At 67.2% G+C, this 16983-nt stretch carries 16 protein-coding genes; 6 read left to right on the top strand and 10 right to left on the bottom strand.

The annotated features are described in order from the left end of the window. Nucleotides 1-18: 18 nt before the first annotated feature. Nucleotides 19-591 (bottom strand): helix-turn-helix transcriptional regulator, encoded by a 573-nt coding sequence (locus ACSBP4_RS00650; protein ID WP_373632075.1) that lies wholly within the window; start codon nucleotides 589-591, stop codon nucleotides 19-21. Nucleotides 592-735: 144 nt separating this feature from the next. Between ACSBP4_RS00650 and ACSBP4_RS00645 the strand changes: the two genes are divergently transcribed. The 3 genes from ACSBP4_RS00645 to ACSBP4_RS00635 all read left to right on the top strand — a co-directional run bounded on the left by ACSBP4_RS00645 (nucleotide 736) and on the right by ACSBP4_RS00635 (nucleotide 7070). After that, a complete protein-coding gene (locus tag ACSBP4_RS00645; RefSeq protein ID WP_435551072.1) occupies nucleotides 736-1389 on the top strand; it encodes a hypothetical protein in 654 nt (217 codons plus the stop codon). A gap of 91 nt (nucleotides 1390-1480) precedes the next feature. After that, entirely contained in the window at nucleotides 1481-4687 is a 3207-nt protein-coding gene (gene ileS, locus ACSBP4_RS00640) for an isoleucine--tRNA ligase (RefSeq protein WP_435551071.1), read from the top strand. A gap of 334 nt (nucleotides 4688-5021) precedes the next feature. Next, nucleotides 5022-7070: a hypothetical protein gene (locus tag ACSBP4_RS00635; protein WP_435551070.1), complete on the top strand. Its 2049-nt coding sequence runs from the start codon at nucleotides 5022-5024 to the stop codon at nucleotides 7068-7070. Between the two features lie 15 nt (nucleotides 7071-7085). On the opposite strand, the gene ACSBP4_RS00630 is transcribed toward ACSBP4_RS00635, so the two are convergent. The 4 genes from ACSBP4_RS00630 to ACSBP4_RS00615 form a co-directional block, all read right to left on the bottom strand. After that, the gene (locus ACSBP4_RS00630; protein ID WP_435551069.1) at nucleotides 7086-7625 is read right to left on the bottom strand and encodes a heme NO-binding domain-containing protein; all 540 of its coding nucleotides are present in this window, start codon (nucleotides 7623-7625) and stop codon (nucleotides 7086-7088) included. 94 nt (nucleotides 7626-7719) lie between these two features. Then, nucleotides 7720-8577: a ribose-phosphate diphosphokinase gene (locus ACSBP4_RS00625; RefSeq protein ID WP_049965208.1), complete on the bottom strand. Its 858-nt coding sequence runs from the start codon at nucleotides 8575-8577 to the stop codon at nucleotides 7720-7722. 90 nt (nucleotides 8578-8667) lie between these two features. Continuing rightward, complete coding sequence (locus ACSBP4_RS00620; RefSeq protein WP_435551068.1) at nucleotides 8668-9189, bottom strand: hypothetical protein; 522 nt, start codon at nucleotides 9187-9189, stop codon at nucleotides 8668-8670. Between the two features lie 63 nt (nucleotides 9190-9252). Beyond that, nucleotides 9253-10086 (bottom strand): HVO_0234 family beta-propeller protein, encoded by an 834-nt coding sequence (locus ACSBP4_RS00615; RefSeq protein WP_435551067.1) that lies wholly within the window; start codon nucleotides 10084-10086, stop codon nucleotides 9253-9255. Between the two features lie 102 nt (nucleotides 10087-10188). Here ACSBP4_RS00615 and glmM point away from each other — a divergent pair, with 102 nt between their 5' ends. Beyond that, a complete protein-coding gene (gene glmM / locus ACSBP4_RS00610) occupies nucleotides 10189-11565 on the top strand; it encodes a phosphoglucosamine mutase (RefSeq protein WP_435551066.1) in 1377 nt (458 codons plus the stop codon). A 368-nt stretch (nucleotides 11566-11933) separates the two neighbouring features. Here the strand turns inward: glmM and ACSBP4_RS00605 are convergent, their stop codons facing one another. The 4 genes from ACSBP4_RS00605 to ACSBP4_RS00590 all read right to left on the bottom strand — a co-directional run bounded on the left by ACSBP4_RS00605 (nucleotide 11934) and on the right by ACSBP4_RS00590 (nucleotide 14300). Beyond that, complete coding sequence (locus tag ACSBP4_RS00605) at nucleotides 11934-12329, bottom strand: universal stress protein (protein ID WP_049965201.1); 396 nt, start codon at nucleotides 12327-12329, stop codon at nucleotides 11934-11936. An 87-nt stretch (nucleotides 12330-12416) separates the two neighbouring features. After that, the gene (locus tag ACSBP4_RS00600) at nucleotides 12417-13595 is read right to left on the bottom strand and encodes a DUF7118 family protein (RefSeq protein ID WP_435551065.1); all 1179 of its coding nucleotides are present in this window, start codon (nucleotides 13593-13595) and stop codon (nucleotides 12417-12419) included. A gap of 1 nt (nucleotide 13596) precedes the next feature. Beyond that, nucleotides 13597-13965 (bottom strand): phosphoribosyl-AMP cyclohydrolase, encoded by a 369-nt coding sequence (hisI, locus tag ACSBP4_RS00595; protein ID WP_006648536.1) that lies wholly within the window; start codon nucleotides 13963-13965, stop codon nucleotides 13597-13599. Between the two features lie 77 nt (nucleotides 13966-14042). Beyond that, on the bottom strand, nucleotides 14043-14300 hold the full coding sequence (locus ACSBP4_RS00590) for a hypothetical protein (protein WP_066300240.1): 258 nt from the start codon (nucleotides 14298-14300) through the stop codon (nucleotides 14043-14045). 182 nt (nucleotides 14301-14482) lie between these two features. Here ACSBP4_RS00590 and ACSBP4_RS00585 point away from each other — a divergent pair, with 182 nt between their 5' ends. After that, nucleotides 14483-14779 (top strand): AbrB/MazE/SpoVT family DNA-binding domain-containing protein, encoded by a 297-nt coding sequence (locus ACSBP4_RS00585; protein WP_049965198.1) that lies wholly within the window; start codon nucleotides 14483-14485, stop codon nucleotides 14777-14779. Continuing rightward, nucleotides 14776-15216 (top strand): PIN domain-containing protein, encoded by a 441-nt coding sequence (locus ACSBP4_RS00580; RefSeq protein WP_049965197.1) that lies wholly within the window; start codon nucleotides 14776-14778, stop codon nucleotides 15214-15216. Before ACSBP4_RS00585 ends, ACSBP4_RS00580 begins: the two co-directional genes overlap by 4 nt. 63 nt (nucleotides 15217-15279) lie before the next feature. Here ACSBP4_RS00580 and serA read toward each other — a convergent pair whose 3' ends face one another. Next, nucleotides 15280-16866, bottom strand: coding sequence for a phosphoglycerate dehydrogenase (gene serA / locus ACSBP4_RS00575; protein ID WP_049965196.1), 1587 nt, complete (start codon nucleotides 16864-16866; stop codon nucleotides 15280-15282). Nucleotides 16867-16983 lie beyond the last annotated feature (117 nt).

Raw genomic sequence — 16983 nt, 5'->3', positions numbered from 1 at the left:
CCGATACGCCGGTTGTGGCTACAACAGCAAGACCGTGTTCCCCATCCCGCGGCGCTTCCGCTCGACGAGGTTCTTGGTCTCGAGGCCGTCCAATCCCCGACTGACGGTCGCTTTCGAGAGGTCGGTCCGCTCGACGATCTCGCTCTGGGGCAACACGCCGTCGGCCTCGAGCAGCGTCTCGTAGATCGTCCGCTCGTTGTTCGCGAGCCGCTCGGCCGTCTCCTCCCACTCTCGGCGGCGGGCCTCGAGGAGTTCGTCGCTCGGTTCGCCGTTGGGTTCCGTCTCGACGGGAGCCGGCCCCGCTACGTCCCCGTCGCTGGTTCGCCGTTCCCGTGCGCTCGCCGGGTCCCCGACAGACCCGCCGAGGAGGACGTACGTGCCGCTCGCGCCGAGCGAACACGCTGCGATCGCGATTACTGCAACGTCGGTGTATTCGAAGTAACCGCCCAGCTCGGCGACTTCGGTCCCGTTTTCGCCGACCGTGACCATGACCGGCGACGGGTTGATCAGCTGGATCGCCAGTACGACCGTCGATGCGAGAAAGAGGACCGCCGCAAAGAGTTGTCTCGTGTGGAGGGCCCGCAGATCCATAGTTCGCCATTCGAACACGTCTCCTAATGACCACCGATTCTGACCGGGAGAACCGCCGTGAAACACCACTGAAACGCGCTTGAAACGCGTTTCAAACGAGTTTCGACACAACGTTGATGAGGGCTTCCGGACAACGGAGAACGTATGAACCGTCCCGTCGCCGTCCGGCTGATCGCGCTGCTCGCTCTCGCGTCGTTCGGCGTCGGAACGGCGTGGGCGGGGGCCGCCGTCGGACTCGGCGACCCGATCGCGACCGGCTCCGGCGGCGAGTTCAGCGTCTCCGAGAACGGGGTGACGTTTTCGGACGGCGACAGCGAGGTCACCGTCCTCGAGAACGTCTCCGGAACCGAATCGATCGAGATCGCGGCGGCCGACGGTCGGCTGACCGTCGATTCCGAGCCGGCCGATCCGCTGACGGACGCGGAACGAGACCGCGCGCTCGAGATCGCGCGCGCCAACGAGACCGTCACGCGGCGGCTCGAATCGATGGACGACTACGAACTCGCGGTCGAACCCATCAAGGGGATCCACGCCGACTCGATGCACCGGATGTCGATCTCCCTCTCGGAGACGACGACCGTCGAGGCGGAAAACGGGACCACGACCCGGACGTTCACCGGCGAATCCGGGGACTTCACCGTCGAGCGGGGAGCCGACGCAGTCGTGGTTTCGCCGGCCGAGCAGACGTACGCCGAGGACGACGTCACCGTCGCGATCAGCGATCCCGACTCGAACGAGGTACGATACGAAGCGCAGGTCGATCTGGCGGCCGAGCGGGTCGTCGTCGTCACGGACTGAGCTGCCCGCCACGACGCCGAGCCGACACTGCGGCTAGCGCGGGACCCGCGATATCGATTCCTCTTTACTGCCGGAGGCGATTAGGTCGGGTATGAGCAGGTTCGCCGAGGTCGACGACCAGTACGACCCCCACGAACTCGAGCAGCGGGTCTTCGAGTACTGGGACGACGTCGACGCCTACGAGCAGACGGTCGAGCATCGGTCGGACGGTGAGTCCTTCTTCTTCGTCGACGGCCCGCCGTACACGTCGGGTTCGGCCCACATGGGGACGACCTGGAACAAGTCGCTGAAGGACGTCTACCTCCGCTTCTTCCGAATGCAGGGGTACGACGTCACCGACCGTCCGGGCTACGACATGCACGGGCTCCCGATCGAGACCCGCGTCGAGGAGCGGCTGGGTTTCGAGAACAAGAAGGACATCGAGGAGTTCGGCGAGGAGAACTTCATCCAGGAGTGCAAGGACTACGCCGACGAGCAACTCGAGGGCCTGCAGGCGGACTTCCAGGACTTCGGCGTCTGGATGGACTGGGACGACCCCTACCGGACGGTCGAACCGGAGTACATGGAGGCCGCCTGGTGGGGCTTTTCGAACGCCGCCGACCGCGGACTCGTCGAGAAGGGCCACCGCTCGATCTCGCAGTGTCCCCGGTGTGAGACCGCGATCGCGAACAACGAGGTCGAGTACGAGGACGTCGAGGACCCCTCGATCTACGTCAAGTTCGACCTCGAGGATCGGGACGGGAAACTCGTCATCTGGACGACGACGCCGTGGACCATCCCCGCCAACACCTTCGTCGCGGTCGACGAGGCGGGCGACTACGTCGGTGTCCGCGCCGAGAAAGATGGCGAGGAGGAACTGCTGTACGTCGCCGAACCGAAGTTCGAGGACGTGCTGAAAGCGGGCCGCTACGATGACTACGAAGTCGTCGAAGAACACACCGGCGAGGACCTGCTGGGCTGGGCCTACGACCACCCGATGGCCGACCGCGTTCCGGACCACCCCGACCACGAGGGAGCCTGTCAGGTCTATGCCGCCGACTACGTCGACACGCACGGCGACGGTACCGGACTGGTCCACTCCGCGCCCGGCCACGGTGAGGAGGACTTCGAGCGCGGTCGCGAACTGGACTTCCCGATCTTCTGTCCAGTCGGCAGCGACGGCGTCTACACCGAACAGGGCGGCGACTACGAGGGGCAGTTCGTCCGCGACGCCAACGAGGACATCATCGCCGACCTCGAGGCCGACGGTGACCTGCTCGCGTCGGAGACGATCTCCCACAGCTACGGCCACTGCTGGCGCTGTGACACGGGGATCGTCCAGATCGTCACCGACCAGTGGTTCATCACGATCACCGACGTGAAAGACGAGCTGCTCGACAACATCGAGGACAGCGAGTGGCACCCCGAGTGGGCCCGCGACAACCGCTTCCGGGACTTCGTCGAGGAAGCGCCGGACTGGAACGTCTCCCGCCAGCGCTACTGGGGCATCCCGCTGCCCGTCTGGACCCCCGAGGACCGCGACGACGACGAGGACCGAATCGTCATCAGCGACCGCGAGGAACTCGCCGAGCGGGTCGATCAGGAGATCGATTCCCAAACCGTGGACCTCCACAAGGACACCGTCGACGAGTTGACGATCACCGAGGACGGCACCACCTACACCCGCGTCCCCGACGTCTTCGACGTCTGGCTCGACTCCTCGGTCGCCTCGTGGGGCACCCTGAACTACCCCGAGGACGACAGCCGGTTCGACGAACTCTGGCCCGCCGACTTCATCCTCGAGGCCCACGACCAGACCCGGGGCTGGTTCTGGTCCCAGCTGGGGATGGGAACCGCCGCGCTCGGCGAGAGTCCCTATCAGGAGGTCCTGATGCACGGCCACGCGCTGATGCCCGACGGCCGCGCGATGTCCAAGTCCAAGGACATCCTGATCGATCCCCACGAGGCGATCGACCGCCACGGCCGGGACGTGATGCGGCTGTTCCTGCTGTCGAACAACCCACAGGGCGAGGACATGCGCTTCGACTGGGACGGGATGCAGACGATGGAGAACCACCTCCGGACGCTGTGGAACGTCTTCCGGTTCCCGCTGCCGTACATGCGGCTGGACGAGTTCGACCCCACTGAGACCACCCTCGAGTCGGTCGACGACCACCTCGAGCCCCTCGACGAGTGGGTGCTGGCCCGACTGCAGTCCACGAAGGCCGAGATGACCGCGGCCTTCGAGGAGTTCCGCCAGGACAAGGCGATCGATGCCCTCCTCGAGTTCGTCGTCGAGGACGTCTCGCGGTTCTACGTGCAGGCGGTCCGCGAGCGTATGTGGGACGAGGCCGACAGCGATTCGAAGCGGGCCGCCTACGCGACGCTCTACCGCGTGCTGCGGGAGACGGTCGCGCTGCTTGCTCCCTATGCGCCGTTCATCAGCGAGGAGATCTACGGGACGCTGACCGGCGACGACGGCCACCCGACCGTCCACATGGAGGACTGGCCCGCCGTCGAGGAGTACTGGGCCGACGAGCAACTCGAGACCGACGTCGCGCTCCTCCGCGCGATCGAGGAGGCCGGCGCGAACGCCCGTCAGCAGGCCGGCCGGAAGCTGCGCTGGCCCGTCCCGCGGGTCGTCGTCGCCGCCGACGACGAGCGGGTCGTCGAGGCCGTGTCCCGCCACCCCGGCCTGCTCGAGGAGCGGCTCAACGCCCGCGAGATCGAACTCGTCTCGCCCGACGAACGCTGGGGCGAACTCTCCTACAGCGCCGAGGCCGACATGAGCGAACTCGGGCCGGCCTTCGGGGACCGCGCCGGACAGGTCATGAACGCGCTCAACGAGGCCCGCATCGACGAGCCCGGCCTCGAGGCGATCGAAGCGGCCGTTTCGGACGTCCTCGAGGACGACGAGGGGATCACCGACGAGATGGTTTCCTTCGTCACCCAGACGCCCGACGGCGTCGCCGGCACCGCCTTCGGCCTCGACGGCGACGACCGGGGCGTCGTCTACGTCGACGCCTCGCTGACCGACGACATCGAGAGCGAGGGCTATGCCCGCGAAGTCATCCGCCGGGTCCAGGAGATGCGTAAGGACCTCGACCTCGACGTCGAGGAACGGATCGCGCTGGATCTCACGATCGAGGACGACCGCGTGGCCGATCTCGTCGCCGAGCGCACGGACCTCATCAGCGAGGAAGTCCGTGCCGACGAGCGCCGCGAGGTCGAGGACGGCCACCGCAAGGAGTGGGAAGTCGAAGGTGTGACGATGGAAATCGCGCTCGAGCCGCTGGCGGCTGCTGAAGCCTCCGATTAAGTCCCGTCGAGCGTAGCGAGACGGCTTTTTTGGTCCAGATTTTTACGCGAGTGGTGAGGGAGGAAAGCGAGGGCGAACAGAGTGAGTCCTCGGACAGCGAGCGGTGACCAACGGGAACCGTGAGCAGCGACCGAACCCGACGCGTAAAAAGGTGGATGTCGAGGTCGCGCTCGAGCCGCTGGCGGCCGCCGAGCCGTCGGACTGAGACCGGGAGGCGAAGCCGACCGGTCTGCGTTTTGGAATCTCGAGAAACTCGCGATGGCCGCTCTTTCGTCGTCGAGTGACACTACGGCTGCCATAAAAGTCTTGTCCGCTGATTCACCAGTGGGGGGTAGTGACCTCCCGGTTCGTGACCCTCGCGTTCGTCGTCTTGCTCGCCTGTAGCCTCCCGGCCGGCATCGCCGCCGGGACACCGACCGATCGAGCGCCCGCGAGCGCCGATCTCGAGAGTCCATCCGTCGGCGCGGCAGCGACTGGGAGTTCGTCGGACGTCCTCCATCGAACGACGACGCTCCGCCATCGACCGACCGATACTGATGTCTTCGAGACGGAAACGACGTTTCGGGTGCCCGACTCGGTGACTGAACTCGAGATCGAACTCGAGCGAGGTGCGGCCGTCGAGTCGACGACGGGGTTCGAGCGGACCGGCGAGCGGACCCTCGAGTGGACGGGGACGACTGACGAGCCGACGGTCCGATATACGATGCCGGCCGACCGAACGGGTACCCAGGGTGCCAGCGCGACCGGCGAGGGATATTCCTTCGTCGACACCGGCGAGTGGGCGGTCGTCCCGGTCCCGGACGTGGCGATCTCGCTGCGTCGGACGGATCCGGTCGGCATCGAGGAGACGGTTCGGGTGGACGGCCCCGGCGCGACCGGCGGCGATATCGCCTTCTTCGGCGCGGTGACCGAACGCGAACGGACCGTCGATGGGGAGCGGTTCCGGCTGGCCATCCCCGAGGCCGCGACGCTCGAGGAGTCGCCCGACACGATCCTCTCCGCACTGGTCGACGCGAGCGACCGGCTCGAGGTCGGAGCGCGACCCGACGAGACGTTCGTCGTCGCGGTCCCCGACACCGTCGACTGGGGTCCCCGGGGCATCCAGTACGGCGAGTCCGACGCCTGGGTCGTCGCGGACGAACCGCTCGACAGCCCGAACCCGGCCTGGCTCCACGAGTACGTCCACGTCCGCCAGCGCTTTGCCAACACCGCCGACGGGACGACGACCGAGACGGAGTGGGTCGTCGAGGGACAGGCCGATTACCACGCTGGACTGCTTGCTCTCGAGGCCGGATACACCGATTTCGAGCAGTTCAGTCGACTGCTCGAGCGCGGGACGGAGTCGCCCTACGCCGACGGCGCGCTCGCCGACCCCGCGACGTGGGACCACGAGCGCACCGATTACGTCAAAGGCGCGCTCGTGGCCGGCGAGATCGACCGCCAGTTACGAGTCGCGACCGACGGGGATCGGACCCTGTCGGACGTCGTCCGGGAACTGAACGCCGACGACGACGAGGTGACCGAGGCGGACCTCCTGGGATCGATCGAGGCCTACGCCGGGACGGCCGTTCGGACCGACGCCGAGCGCTACACCCGAACGGACGCGACGCCCGACGTGTGGAGCCGATCGGATCACGGGGCCGCGTTCGACCAGTCGGTCGCGAGCTTCGCGTCCGGGTTCGGCACCGGCCCGATCGAGGTCGCCGGCGAGGAGTGGCCGCGGTGGTCGGCGTCCGAAGCGGGCGTCGAGGCCGGCACTGACGAGGCGATCGTCGTGCCCGCCGGCGAGTCGGTGACGCTCCCGGCGACGGTCACCAACGTCGGCGAGCGCGAGGGGACGTACGATTTGACGCTGGGGGCCGACGGCCGAACCGTCGCTCATCGGCAGGGGACGCTCGCACCCGGCGGGGAGCGCTCTCACCGGCTCTCGTGGACGCCCGAAGACCCCGGGACGTACGTCCTGCGCGTCGGTTCGGAGCGGCTGACGGCCGTCGTCCGCTCGTCGCCGAGCGTGACCGTCACCGACCTCCGGCTCGAGCCCGAGGCGGTCGACCCCGGCGAGCCGGTGACGGCGACCGCAACCGTCGAGGCCGCCGGTGACGGGCCCGGGGCTGCCGTTCTCGCGTTCCGGACCGTCGACGGCGTCGCCGCCAAGCGACCGGTAGCGGTTCGTCCCGACGGGACGGCGACGGTCGAAGCCGAACTCCGGTTCGACGAGGCGGGTCGGTACGAGGTCGGCGTCGGCGAGCGAACGGCGACGGTCGGCGTCGGTGAGACGGGGACGGGCGCGGCGATCGACGACGTCCCCGGCTTCGGGGTTTCGGCGACGCTCGGCGCGGTTCTACTGCTGTTCGCGACGGTACTGGCAGTCCGGCGACGGTAAGTTCCGTGCCGGCGCTCACTCGAAGTCGACCCGGAACCGACAGGCGTCGGCCCCGTCTTCGACGCAGTCGGTTTTCGTGACCGTCGCGTCGGCGTCGAACGCAGCGACGAGCCCGTCGAGAATTCCGTGGGCGAGCCCGCAGTACTGGCGATCTCGGTGAGTGTCGTACGTGACGATCGCGTGATCGGACTCGCGAGTACAGGACAGCTTCGGCAGCGACGTCTCGTCGGTTGCGGTTTCGATGTCGTCGTAGACGTCTTCGAGACCGACCAGCAACTCGGGCAGGTCCCAGTCGCTGCCGACGTGTGCGCTGAACGTCGAGAGTAGTTCCGGGGCCAGCCGCCGGCCGAAATCGCGTTCGATCGCGTCCCTGTCCTGCGTCGCCATCCCCGAGAGCGTCTCGAGGATGGCGTCGATCTCGTCGTCGTCGTAATGCGAGACGGGCAGGTACAGCTGCGGCTCCAGTTCCGAGCGCTCGACGATCGTGTCCCAGGTGTCGTCGTCGGTCCGTTCAACGACGTACTCCTCGAGGGTCTTGTGGACGATTCCGTGCATCGGGCTCCCCCGCGTCGCCGAGCGGTCGACCCGACCGCAGTCGTGCGACGCGATACCACCTAGACCCGTGTTCGGCGGCTACTTAATCGTTTACTTACAGGTGTTCGGCGATCGTGGGGGCGACCGAGACGGTATCGACGCCCCGCTCGATGGTGTCGGTGCCGTAGATCGCTTCGACACCGGCTCGAGAGAGCTTCGTGACGGCATCGCGGGCCAACAGCGGGTGAACGCAGGTGACGAACAGGCGGCCGGCGTCGCGATCGCAGAGGACGCTGACGGCCTCGCTCATCGTCGATCCCGTCGCGATGATGTCGTCGACGACGACGACGTCGCGGCCGGCCACGTCGACGTCGCTTGGCGAGATTTCGACCTCGGTACCGGAGTGGCGGGTCTTCTCGAAGTAGTCGGTTTCGCCCGTCCCGTAGGCGTCGCGGGCCGTCTCGGCCAACTCGATCGCGCCAGCGTCCGGCGAGAGAAAGACGGGTTCGGTGAGGTCGTCGGGAAGGGGATCGGCTAGCCGGCCCGCCGCGTCGACGGCCGTCGCCGTCGGCTCGAAGAACTCGCAGACGGCGGTTTCGTGGGGGTTGACCGTCAGCACGCGGTCGCTCCCGGTCGAAATCGCGCGGGCGACCGCTCGCGCGGAGACGGGATGGCCCGGTTCGAACGCCGCGTCCTGACGGCCGTATCCCATGTAGGGGAGGACGGTGACGACCTCCTCGACGCCAGCCTCGCGGACGGCGTCCTGGAGCTGGAGCAGTTCGAGGTGGGCGTCGCTCGAGACGGTCGAGGCGACGATCACGGCTCGATCGGGGTCGGCCTCGGCAACGCCGGGGGCGGCCGCGAGCAGTTCGCCGTCGGGAAAGCGGTCGTACTCGACGGCGGCGAGCGATTCCTCGAGTTCGCGTGCCAGCGCCGCGGCCAGGGCCTGCGACGCGGATCCGCTGACGATCATAGTCGGTTCGACAGCGCGGGGGCTAAACCAGTTTTCGTTCTGGACCCACACCCTCGTTCGGGCAGGCGTGAGCGCGGCCGGCGGGGCCTGTCACGTGTCGGTGTCGTCGACGCTCGGATCGCCGGCACCACACGGTCCGCTGGTCGTATCGCTCAGGAGCGTCAGTTCCCCGTTCCGATCGATCCGAACGAAGAGGTTCAGACACGACGGGTCGTTCCAGTCCGCCGGCGTGACTTCGACCGGCTCGCCCTGATCGAGCCGCGTCGTCACGCGGAACTGCCCCGACTCGGTCGGCCAGTTTCGATCGAGGGTCGTCCCGCCGCCGGCCTCGAGTTCCTCGGTCGCCCAGTCCTCGATTTCCCGGTCGAATTCGACGATGATGTCGACCGTGTGGGCATCGCCGTCTAGGTTGTCGACGGTGATCTCGCCGAGGATCGTTCCGTCGACGGTTTCGCTTTCGGTCTCCCCGTCGGCGGGGTCGTCGGTCCCGCCGTCCCCGGACCCGTCACCGTTCCCGTCGGCGCCGTCGTCACCGCCCATGCAGCCGGCGACCGCGCCGGTGAGGGCAGTACCGCTTACGGCTAGCAGTTTCCGTCGTGGTAGCTCTCCCATATATCCCGTGGGTAGCAGCCCACGTAATTAAACCTCCGTCAGACGCGGATCGGCGGTCTCCCGCTATCGCACGGCCAGCCCGGTCACGTCTCGGACCCCGATCGGGTGCGGTCGCCATCCGTCCTCGGCGGCCGCTAGGAAGGTTCCGTCCTCGGTCACGGCGTAGACCGTCTCGCCGTAGCCGACGTCGACGATCGGTTCGCTCGCGTCCGGGAGCGCGTCCCACTCGTCGTCGCCGGCGTAGCCGTATACTTCCTCGCTCGCGACTGCGTGTGCGCGCGTCAGCGTCCCCTGTTCCGATCGGGGGTCCGCCGAGACGGCATCGAACGGTCCCTCGCGGATCGCCATCCACCCGTTGCCCAGTTTGTATAGGCCCTCGGCGGTGGCCGCGAGCGGGACGCCGGCGGCCGAGACGTCTCGTACGTCGGTCAGACCGGCGTGGTCGAGTCCGCCGTCTTGGATCCGATAGACGCCGTCTTCCGTTCCGACGAGATCGCCGTCGATCGCCCGTACCGACGCGACGGTCTCATCCGTGAGCGTGGTCCACTCCGTGGCCCCTGCCGGCCGGCGGGCGACCCGGCCATCGGGACTGGCCGCGAGCAGCTCGCCGCCGTCGGCACCGACGGCGACCGCCGGACCGAACCCGGTTTCGGCGAACGACTCCTCGCCCCCGTCTCCGTCCTCGAGCGGGGCCACCCGGACGTCCTCGTCGGTCGCGATCGCGACGCTCTCGTCGGTCGTCGCGACGCCTCGACCCTCGCAGCGTTCGCAGAGGCCGAACTCGCCGACGGTGTCGCCGGCGACGCGGACCCGAACGACACCGAACGCGCTCGCGACGTAGGCGGTGATCGCGCCCTCTCGGTCGCCGTAGACGCGTTTCTCCTCGATCGAGTGCATACGTGACCGTGGACGGGACGGGCCGAAAACGTTCCGTCCCGGGGCCGTCTTCGGGAGCGGTTTGCGGAATCACTATGGGGCGGCCCCGCTGACTAACGCGTAATGGAGATATTCGGATCGAGCGGGACGCGGGGCGTCGCCAACGAGGAGTTGACGCCCGCGTTCGTCCTCCGCGTCGCGAAGGCGGCGGGGACGATCTGGGCCGAGGACGCCGGCGCGGAGCGGGTCGGGATCGCTCGCGACACCCGCTACACCGGCCGCATGCTGGCCGATGCGGCCGCCAGTGGGTTAGCGAGCATCGGCATCGACGTCGACCGACTGGGGATCGTTCCGACGCCGGGGGCACAAACCTACGCCGAACACGAGGCGGTCCCGGTGATCGTCGTCACGGCCTCGCACAACCCGCCCCAGTACAACGGGATCAAACTCGTCGGGGCCGACGGCGTCGAGCTCTCGGTCGCGACCCTCGAGACCATCGAGGACCGACTGCTGACCGAATCGTTCACCGCGGCCGCCTGGGACGAGACGGGCCGGGTCCGCGAGATCGACGGCGTTCGCCGGGCCTACGTCGAGGGGTTGCTCGCGGCCGCCGACCGCCAGCCGATCGCCGACGCGGACCTGACCGTCGCGTTGGATCCCGGCCACGGCGCGGGCGCGCTGACCAGCCCGGAGTTCTTCCGGGAACTGGGCTGTCGGGTCGTTACCGTCAACGGCCAGCCGGACGGCCACTTCCCCGGTCGTGACCCCGAACCCGTCCCCGACAACCTCGCCGATCTGGGCCGGCTCGTCCGATCGACCGATGCCGACGTCGGGATCGCCCACGACGGCGACGCCGACCGGGCCATCTTCTTCGACGAGGACGGCGAGTACGTCGAGGGCGACGCCACGCTCGCGGCGCTTGCGGCCGCCGAACTCGAGGCCGGCGACACGACCGTCTCGGCGGTCAACGTCTCCCAGCGGCTCGTCGACGTCGTGAACGAGGTCGGGGCCGACCTCGAACTCACCCCGATCGGTTCGACGAACATCATCACCCGCATCCGCGAACTCGAGGCCTCGGGCCAGCGGGTCCCGATCGCCGGCGAGGGCAACGGCGGGATCTTCTTCCCGAACTACCGGCTCTCCCGGGACGGGGCCTTCACCGCCGCCCGGTTTCTCGAACTGGTCGCCGAGCGGCCGGTCAGCGAGATCGTCGCCCCCTACGACGGCTACGTCAACGTCCGGCGCAACCTCGAGTACGAGTCGACGGCGGAACGCGACGCGATGCTCGATGCGGCCGCCAACCAGGCCAAAGCGGCCGACGCGGACCTCAACACTCGAGACGGCTACCGGCTGGATTACGGCGACGCGTGGGTGCTGGCCCGTCCCTCCGGCACCGAGCCGCTCGTCCGGGTCTACGCCGAAGCCCGCGAGGGCGACCGCGCCGAGGAACTCGTTGCGGACATGTACGAGGCGCTGGCCGACGCGAAGGCCGACGCCTGAACCCGGTTTCTATCGTCCGCTCGAGCGGCCTAACTGTTCAGTACAGGCCATGCAGGTCTCGAAGTAGTAATTAGCTCTACCCTCTATTAACAGAAGGCATATATTATAGAAATACTATATATTATCTATGAATGACGATCAGTATTTGCTGTTAACAGCACATCTCCGTTCGATTCGTTCGGCTATCGTTGCCTTAGCGTTTGCAGTTCTTGCTGTTGTGACTATTATAAGTGGAGACAAATCGTGGACAGTATATCTGATTTTCATTAGTATCGCTATTTGTCTGTATTCTCTCTTTCAAACTGCTGACAATTCGTAGCTCAATCTATCGTGTTTCATACGCATCTGTACTGAACAGCGCGACCGACTCAGGGAACAATCGTTACCGGAACCGCGGCCCGCCGCGTAACCCCCTCTGCGACGCTGCCCAACAACAGCCGCGAGACGCCCGCCTTCCCCTCGCTGCCCATCACGATCGCGTCGACGTCGGCCTCGTCGACGTACTCGAGGATCGCCTCGGCCGCCCCCTCGCCCTCGACGACGGTCGTCTCGAGCGACCGGCCATACTCCTCGGCGATCGCCCGCGCGTCGGCGAAGAAATCCGGCTCGTCGGCCCCCGAAACGATGCCCTCGTAGTCGGCCGTGAGGTCGTCGACCGCGTGGACGACCGTCACGCGGTCGGCCGGCACCCACTCGAGGGCGTGGTCCAGTGCCGCCCGCGCCGGCTCGGAGTCGTCCATCGGCACGAGGACGTGTCTGCCCATACGCGTCGTTCGGCTGGCGGCGGCTAAAGTACGGGGGGCGGCTCGAGGGGGGTGCGCCGACGCGGAGACTCGCGTCCGGTCGACGCCTCAGACCGGGTCCTCGGTTTCGAGCGCGTCCTCGAGCCGCTCGCGTTCGTCCCGCAACTCCTCGAGTTCGGCTTCGACGCGGCCGTCGGTCAGCCGTCGGCGCTGGTCGGCCGAGAGCTGTGTGACCGCCTGGGCGGCCGTCTGGAGCCGATCGTAGTCGGGATCGGTCGCGAGCAGCCGGACCTCGCGGAGGTTCGCCACGACGTCCTCGTCTGCGATCCGGGCGACGAAGGGGCGATACTCCCGCGCCCGGCGGCGCAGTGCGCCGGCCGGTTCGGGCGGCCAGTCGACCGTCAGCGGTTCGGCGTCGATCCCGTCGAGAAACGTCTGCTGGGTCGCCACGTTGCGCTTGAGTTCGTCCGCGCTGTCGACGTAATGAGAGAGCTTCGACCGGGAGTAGTCGGCGTACTCGAGCAGTTCGGGGATCGTGTACTCGCCGGCGTCGTTCTCGCGGACGTACCGCGACAGGTCCGCCGGTGGCCGCTCGTAGCCCACGAACGGGTACCACCGACTCCGCTCGAGCAGGTCGAACACTTCGCGAGCGCTCGCCTCGAGCCGGTACTCGCGGAACGCCTCGCGGACGGCCTCGTTGTAGCGCTCGATCGGCTCGCGGAGCCGCTCGACGGGGGCGTCTAAGTCGGCGGTCGCGAGTTCGAGCAGGCGCTTGCGGTCGTCGATCTCGTCCTCGACGGTCCGGAGGCGCTTGCTCGCGGTCTTCCGGGCCTCGGCCAACTCCGCGCGGGCGCTCTCGCGGTCGTCGAGCAAATCGGCGTACTCGGCGGCGGGTTCGAGGGCCTCGCGGGCCCGTTCGAAGTCCGACTCGCTGAGCCGGCGCTTGTCGATCGCCTCGAGGGCGTCCTCGAAGGCCTCGTGTTCGGGCAGGTCCTCGGAGAGCCCGGAGACGAGCCCGTCGAACTTCCCCTCGAGTTCGATGTAGGCTTGGAAGTTCTCCTTGCCGGTGCCGGTCGCGCGGTCGACGTAGTCCTCGAGCAGGGTCTCGGTCCGCCGATAGGCCGTCGCGACCTCGTCGACGGTGTCCTCGCCGTGGTCGGCGATGCGGTCCTCGATCGTCTCGAGACGGTTCCGGGCGGCCTCGAGTTCCTCGAGCGGGGTCGGCCCGTCGTCGCTCCCTGCGGTAGCGCCTGCGCGCGCGTCGGAGGGCGGAGCGCGTTCGCTCATCCTATTCGTAGACGGCGTCGGGGTCGAACACTTGTTCGCCGACGGTCTCGCCCTCGATCGTCCGGTAGAAGCACGACCGGTGGCCGGTGTGACACGCGCCGCCCTCCTGGTCGACCAGATAGAGCAGGGTGTCGGCGTCGCAGTCGACGCGGACCTCCCTGACGGACTGGACGTGGCCGCTGGTTGCGCCCTTTTCCCATAACTCCTCGCGGCTCCGCGAGTAGTAGTGGGCCCGCCCCGTCTCGCGGGTCCGCTCTAAGGCCTCCGGCGAGACGTACGCGAGCATGAGTACCTCGCCGGAGTCGGCGTCCTGTGCCACGGCGGGGACGAGTCCGTCCTCGCCGAAGTCGACCGAAACTGCCTCGTCCATACTCGCGGTATCGGTCGTCCGAGCGATAGGTCTTTTGCCGCGACTCGGTCGTCGCAAGCGCGTCGAAAAATGATCCCCTAGCGTCCCTGCCAACTCCAGCGGCCGACGACGACAAGCGCGACCGCGACCGCCAGCAGGCCGACCGTGATGGCGACCGTCGACGCCGCTTCGGCCAGTCCTGGAGCCAGCAGCAGGCCGACCACCAGGAACAACAGCCCGAAGATCGAGACCAGCGAGACGCCGATCCCCTCCCGGATACCCCATCTCGTGTCGGCAGCGTCCTCGCGGGCGCTGTCGGTCGGCTGCTGTACGGTCCCGCGATCCTGAATTGTCATGTCGTTCGCCTCCGCTAGAACTGAGGCTCCCGACGGGGATAAAGCGCGTTCACGAGCGGCTGGACTGTCCGTGTGGTGGAGGGATCAGGTTCGCTCGAGCGTGAGTGTCCGGCCTCTAGTAGCGGACGGTACTGCTACTACGGTGCTTTTAGTAAGATACGGCACTAAGAGTACAACTAAGAATGAGTGGTAATACAACTAGTCCAGAGGTAGTACGCGTTTCGCAGAAGGGGCAGGCAACCATCCCGAAGGCGTTACGTGAGAAATTCGGTATCGAGACGCCTGGCGAGGTGTTCGTCTACGAGGAGAGTGATCGAATCGTCATCGAACCGGTTCCGTCACCGGACGAACTCCACGGAATCCACGCCGACGCACACGAACCCGGCTCGATTACCGAACGGATGCACGAACTCAAAGACGAAGACCGCCGCCGTGAGGCAGAGCGCTTCGAACGACTACGGCCCGATAGCGACGAATGACCGAGTGCTACGTTTTCGACACCGAAGCCATCATCGCATACTTCTACGGCGAACCCGGACACGAAGTCGTTGCAGACCTCCTTTCGGACGTTTTCGCCGGTGACGCGGACGGCTTTCTCGCGGACGCGAACGCCAGCGAAGTGTTCTATCTCGTCGCTCGGTTCGAGGGGGCCAACGACGGAACGCCGACCACCCATTCGTTTCGCGTCGCCGACCGCGATCTCCGTGCCCTCGAGCGACGCGGAGTGGCCGTCGCAACTCCCGACTGGCGACTCGTCGGGGAAGTAAAGGGCGACGGACGCATTTCGCTGGCCGACGCGGCCGCCGTTGCACTCGCGTCCGAACGCGACGCGACGCTCGTCGTCGGTGGCGATGACGATTTCGACGATCTCCCGCTCGAGGTGTCGTGCGAGCGGTTCCGTGACCACGGCGTATAGCCCTACTAGATCGGATCGGGAGGAACGCTCCGCCGGTCAGAATCGGTTCTACGCTTTGTCCGATCAGTTTTGACCGTTCAGCGTGATGTCGTTGATCCCGATGATCCGCTCGTCGGACTCGAGTTCCTCCTTGGCCTCGACCGGGACCTCGCTGTCGACGTTGTAGACGGTCAGGGCCTCGCCGCCGATGGTCTCGCGGGCGTTGAACATGCCGGCGATGTTGACGTCGTACTCGCCCATCACGGAGCCGATCTGGCCGATGACGCCGGGTTCGTCGGTGTTGCGGGCGATGACCATCCGGCCGTGGGGGATGGCGTCGACGCGGTAGCCGTCCACGCGGACGATCCGGGGATCGTTGCCGGCGAACAGGGTCCCGTCGACGGAGACCTCGTCGTCGTCGTTGCTGACGGTCACCGAGATCAGGCTCTGGAAGTCCTCGGCCTGTCGCGTTTTCGATTCCGTCACATCGACGCCCCGATCCTCGGCGATCTGGGGTGCGTTGACGGCGTTGACCTGCCACTCGAGGGGCTGGAAGACGCCCTTGAGCGCCGAGGCGGTGACGAACTCGATGTCCTCGTCGGCGATCTCGCCCTCGTAGACGACTTCGACGTCCTCGATGCGGCCCTCGAGCAGTTGCGCGGCGACCTTGCCCGCGGTCTCGGCGATCTCGATGTAGGGCTCGACGCGGGGGAACGCGCTCTCGTCGATCGAGGGGGCGTTCAGGGCGTTCGCGACGGGTTCCTCGGCCAGTGCAGCGTTGACCTGACTGGCGGTCGAGGTGGCGACGTTCTCCTGAGCGGCCTCCGTCGAGGCACCCAGGTGGGGCGTGACGATGATCTCGTCGTGTTCTAGAAGCGGTGAGTCAGCGGACAGGGGCTCCTCGGCGAAGACGTCGATCGCCGCGCCGGCCAGCGTTCCGTCCTCGACCTTGGCGGCCAGCGCATCCTCGTCGACGACGCCCCCGCGGGCGCAGTTGACGAGGTAGCCGTCGCCCAGCAGATCGAGTTCGTCCTCGCCGATCAGCCCCTCCGTCTCGGGGGTCAGCGGCGTGTGGACGGTCACGAAGTCGGCGGCCTCGAGACAGTCCTCGAACTCGACGAGTTCGGCACCGATGCGGTCGGCGCGCTCCTCGCTGATGTAGGGGTCGTAGGCGACGATGTCCATGCCCAGCGAGTCGAGTTTCTTGGCGACCTCCTGGCCGACGCGGCCGAGGCCGACGACGCCCAAGGTCTTGCCGTCGAGTTCGGCTCCGAGATAGTCGCTTTTGGCCCACTCGCCGTTTTTCAGGCGGATGTGTGCCTGGGGAATCGAGCGAGCGGTCGCGAACGTCATCGCGACGGTGTGTTCGGCGGCCGCCCGAACGTTGCCCTCGGGGGCGTTGGCGACGATGACGCCGTTGTCCGTTGCGGCGTCGATGTCGATGTTGTCGACGCCGATGCCGGCCCGGCCGACGATGGCCAGCTCTTCGGCGGCCTCGAGGACCTCCTCGGTGACCTCGGTCCCGGAGCGAACGATCATGCCGTTGGCGTCCGAAACCGCCTCGAGGAGTGCCTCGCCCTCGAGTTCGTAGCCCGTTTCGACCTCGTGGCCGGCGTCTCTGAGTACGTCCAGACCCGCGTCCGCGATCGGATCCGTGACGAGAACCTTCATGCGCGAGACAACCGGGCGGAACACGTAAACCCTTCCGTTGTGGTCGGGGCCGGCAAAAAATACCGCTGTCTGTCCGCCCTCGTCGTCCCATCGACCGAGAATTACGGCCAAGAGTTA

The organism is Natrinema sp. CGMCC1.2065 (assembly GCF_051225675.1).
In the GTDB taxonomy this organism is placed as follows: domain Archaea; phylum Halobacteriota; class Halobacteria; order Halobacteriales; family Natrialbaceae; genus Natrinema; species Natrinema thermotolerans.
The sequence above is the reverse complement of the archived record's forward strand: the minus strand, read 5'-3'. Positions and strand labels throughout refer to the sequence as shown.